General features: G+C 31.8%; 4 protein-coding genes and 1 pseudogene. All 5 read right to left on the reverse strand.

All coding sequences use genetic code 11. The features are described from left to right. Positions 1 to 114 precede the first annotated feature (114 nt). The 5 genes and pseudogenes from E7419_08210 to E7419_08230 all read right to left on the reverse strand — a co-directional run bounded on the left by E7419_08210 (position 115) and on the right by E7419_08230 (position 3,595). A complete protein-coding gene (locus E7419_08210; protein MBE7015159.1) occupies positions 115 to 309 on the reverse strand; it encodes a hypothetical protein in 195 nt (64 codons plus the stop codon). A gap of 322 nt (positions 310 to 631) precedes the next feature. Beyond that, positions 632 to 1,417 (reverse strand): hypothetical protein, encoded by a 786-nt coding sequence (locus tag E7419_08215; protein ID MBE7015160.1) that lies wholly within the window; start codon positions 1,415 to 1,417, stop codon positions 632 to 634. 139 nt (positions 1,418 to 1,556) lie between these two features. After that, positions 1,557 to 1,679: pseudogene (locus E7419_08220) on the reverse strand (hypothetical protein). Between the two features lie 78 nt (positions 1,680 to 1,757). Beyond that, on the reverse strand, positions 1,758 to 2,180 hold the full coding sequence (locus E7419_08225; GenBank protein MBE7015161.1) for a hypothetical protein: 423 nt from the start codon (positions 2,178 to 2,180) through the stop codon (positions 1,758 to 1,760). Between the two features lie 77 nt (positions 2,181 to 2,257). Further along, positions 2,258 to 3,595, reverse strand: coding sequence for an ATP-binding protein (locus E7419_08230; protein MBE7015162.1), 1,338 nt, complete (start codon positions 3,593 to 3,595; stop codon positions 2,258 to 2,260). Between the last annotated feature and the right edge of the window lie 523 nt (positions 3,596 to 4,118).

Raw genomic sequence — 4,118 nt, forward strand, 5'->3', positions numbered from 1 at the left:
CTTAATTATCCACTATGATTTTCAGACCAGCACTGACGTGGTGGTCTTATTTTGACACCTAATTTTTTAACCTATATAAGGTTTTCAAAGGTTTTTCAATTTATCCTTGACTTTTTATTTGCAGGCTGCATTGGAAATTAACTGTGATGCAGTATCAAGTTTTACAAGTTGTTTATTGGCATCTACTAAAAGTTTTACACTCTCTTCATCCATTTCAATTTCCGGCATAGGTGGTAATGGATTTGGTTTAAAAGATTGATAAGTAGCCTCTCCTGTTAAATTGTCAACATATATTCCTGCTCGATTCATATAATTCTCCTTGTTTTGCGAAGCAAAATGCCTGCCTGATTATGCAGGCAGAGAATTTTTCACCTCTTTTTGAAATAACTACATTCATCATACCTCTTTTATTTCAAAAAGTCATTAGGTTTTTGAAATAAAAGTGCTTGTTTTTGTGTTTTGTTTCAAAAAGTCTTTTTAGCAAACGTTATTTCTTACGTCTGCTACCTTTCTCAATGCTCCAGCATCTCCTCAATAAAATTTGAATGTATCAAGTAAGAAACAAAAATAATAGCCATTACAGAGAACACCATCTCCATAATGGCTATATGTATGACTAATATCTTATGTTTTATTTACCAAGCCACCCAATACCACATTCTATGTAACTTTTTATAATACTTTTCTTGATTTTCCATTTGTGACTTATAACCCTTCCATACGAGAATGCAGTTCTTGTATAAGAGTCTAATTCCATTTTGTCATTATAATCAAAATCAAATGTTTCGACACTTTCAGGATTCATTCTTTCTATTGATGGATCTAGAATTAAACCAATCTTTACATATAGCTCATCATCGTATGATTTCAATTCACGATCAATATCTAAACTGAATATTGATTCAGCCTTAATAATACTGTCGTTATCATAAGTATAAAATATACTATCAAGCTTTCGCTTTGATTCACCATCCATCGAAAAACGGTCAAACTCGATTGGACGACCTTTTTCATCAAAATGCTCAACGGTTAACCCACACAACTTTTTGTCACTGCAATGGAACAATGCACCTATAAGGAAATTTTCCTTTTTTATAAAAAATTTCTCATATACAACGTTATCTTTATCGCCATAAAACTTTGAATAAACAGGGGTATTATCAGCCATATGATGTACTGACACATACTTTTTGGTTAAGGGTTCTTTTTTTAGTAACTTTCTCGGAATAATCGTATTATCATTCAGCTCTGTTATATAATCGGTACAAAAAGGTTCTATCCAGCCCTTAGACCAAATAATTTTATCAGTACTTTCAATATTAACACCTTTTTTCACCTTCGGATATTCAGAATACTCGGCGACCAGTTTTGTAATTTCGCCTACAATTTCTTCCATTTTCTTTTTACTATAAATCATTTTTCCTCCTAAAAACACTATACAAGATTTAAACTATAAGAATATTATCAATATATAATCTATAAACTTCAAGTATTCTTCATTAATTATATCATACACCATAATACAAGTCATTAAAAAAGAAGTCCAACCGGCCTTCTTAATTTCCATGATTTAACATAGATTCGAGGAATATCCCATACCCTCTCGTCGGATCATTTACTAAAACATGCGTCACAGCCCCCACAATCTTCCCATCCCGAATAATAGGACTACCGCTCACGAATGTGTCAAGTAGGGAACAACAAATTTCGACAATATGTTATATCATCCATATAATGTTTTTAATCCGAAAGAGTTTTCATTGTTCATAAAATGCAAACATAGATTCATATAACTCTCGACATTGTTTTTCATCCCCATAGGATAAACAATCGTCAGCATAAGATAAAATATGAAACGGTTCTTCCATTTCGTCAATTGCAGAAGGAAGTCTATTCCATAATTCATACATTTTCTTTCCGAACTCTGATATTTCAACAGATAAATATATATCTTTTAGTTCCTTCATCAAACACTTTCCAAACAGTTCACAATCCAATGCATATTCATTCATTATTGAATGAATATGTAACAAAGCATCTTTATATTTTCTACCATATAAATCTAAAAGCATTTCATCTGTTGGCTTCCATTCCAAAAGTCGTTCCAATGTATGCTCATATTTGTCATATTTTTCAAATCCTACACCACATAGAATTGCATACACAAATAGTTCTTCCATAAAATACTCTCCACAAAATTTTATATAATCACAAATTCAACTATAGACTTCAATTTTTGTCTAAAACTTGTTTTAACTTATAAATCTTTTAACAAAAACATTGTCATATATATCGGTAGGTACTTTAATGTCCCTTCCTTTCCCACATCTTTTTGTGACAAAAGATATCGTTCTCCCACATACTGAGAATATTTTTTCTCAAAAGCATCGATTGACTTATGATTCTTTACCGCTGAGGATTTTACTTCAATCGGGATAATCTTATTCTTTGATGTAATAAGAAAATCAATCTCAAAAGAATGTGTGCTTCCTTCTTTTCTCCATGTATGGTAGTACAATTCCCTGCCACTTACTTTTATAGTCTGTGCGACCACATTCTCATACAAATACCCCAAGTCTGCCGGTATACTATCACTCAAAAGTTTTTGATAAATATCAGCGATTCCATTCTGCGAGTCATTAAATAACCTTGTTGTAAACAACCCTATATCTGATAAATATAATTTAAAGCAAGCACTATCCTTCGTCTGTGAAAGTGAAACGCTTGGATTTAATACATTATAGCAAGGCAATACAAGTCCTGACTCGATTAGTTCAAAAAGACGTTCTTCGTCTTTCCTTGTTTTCTGCTTCCCGGTCGCAGCAGTTATCACATAATGCTTTTTCTTTGACGCAAGCTGACTGGGAACCGATTTATACATATCCGTTATTCTTCCCGAATCATCAATCTTTTTCAAATCATCATAATATAATTCCAATATTTCGCGTTTTACTTTATCTACCGCTTCAAAATTGTTTGTTGCAATATATCGCTCTACTGCCTGTGGCATTCCGCCTACTGCCATATAGACACGAAAATCCTTCATTGCATTTCGATTTGCTGCATTTCCCAGCTCAATGTTACTTTTATATGCCATGGATAAAACATTTGGATTTGCTCCGACAGCCCACATAAATTCTTCATAATCCATAGGATATACATGTATCTTATGTTCTTCAGATGGAATTAAAATGTCTTTTACATTTTTCTTTATCGAAATCAATGAACCGGTTTCAATGTAATCATATCTTCCATCCTTCACAAGATGCTTTATTGCTTGCCGAGCTTTTGGAAACAGTTGAATTTCATCAAAAATAATTACGGATTTCCGTTCAATAAGTTCAACGCCAGAATACAACTGTAATCTTAAAAAGAAACGGTCAAGTTTTGATATATCATCAAATACATCTAACAGTTCCTTACTCACATTCGAAAAATCAATTAGTATATAAGACTCATATTCATTACGCGCAAATTCTTCAGCAATCGTTGTCTTACCTACACGCCTTGCCCCTTCAAGCAGACATGCGTATTTACCATCCCATTCTTTTTTCCATTTCAAAAGTTCTTCATATGCTTTTCTCTTAAACATTATTTTCACCTTCTAAATAATTTATAATTCTATTTGAGATAAGTTTCTTTCTTTATTTTAGCAAGAATGTATCATTATTTCAATATCCGTCACAAAATAAATTATAGTTATTTCAATATGTTTTCGACAAAATAATATCTTTTTTTCAATTTTTGCTCTTAATGTGCATGTTATATAACTCCTTCAAATAATTCTTCCTCTCCTGATATGTCCTATATTCCATTACATAAATTTCATCCACACCATTTCTTAATACCGGAATAATGTACCCTGTCTGCCCTTCACAAATACAAAATCCTCCTAATATAATATATTTAGATATAAATAAAGCAGACAAATGTGTTTGTATCTGTCTGCTTTCAATCTATTATTTAGTTATCATACTCCAGCATGTTTTCTATAAAAATCTGAATGTGTCAAGCAAGGAAGAAAAAATAATAGTCATTACAAGGAAATCAATCTTTGTAATGACTATATATGTTTTTATTATCTATCTACTCTCGGTCAGATATGATCTTTTCTAATT

It is taken from the genome of Oscillospiraceae bacterium (assembly GCA_015068525.1).
Taxonomy (GTDB): Bacteria; Bacillota; Clostridia; order UMGS1840; family HGM11507; genus SIG450.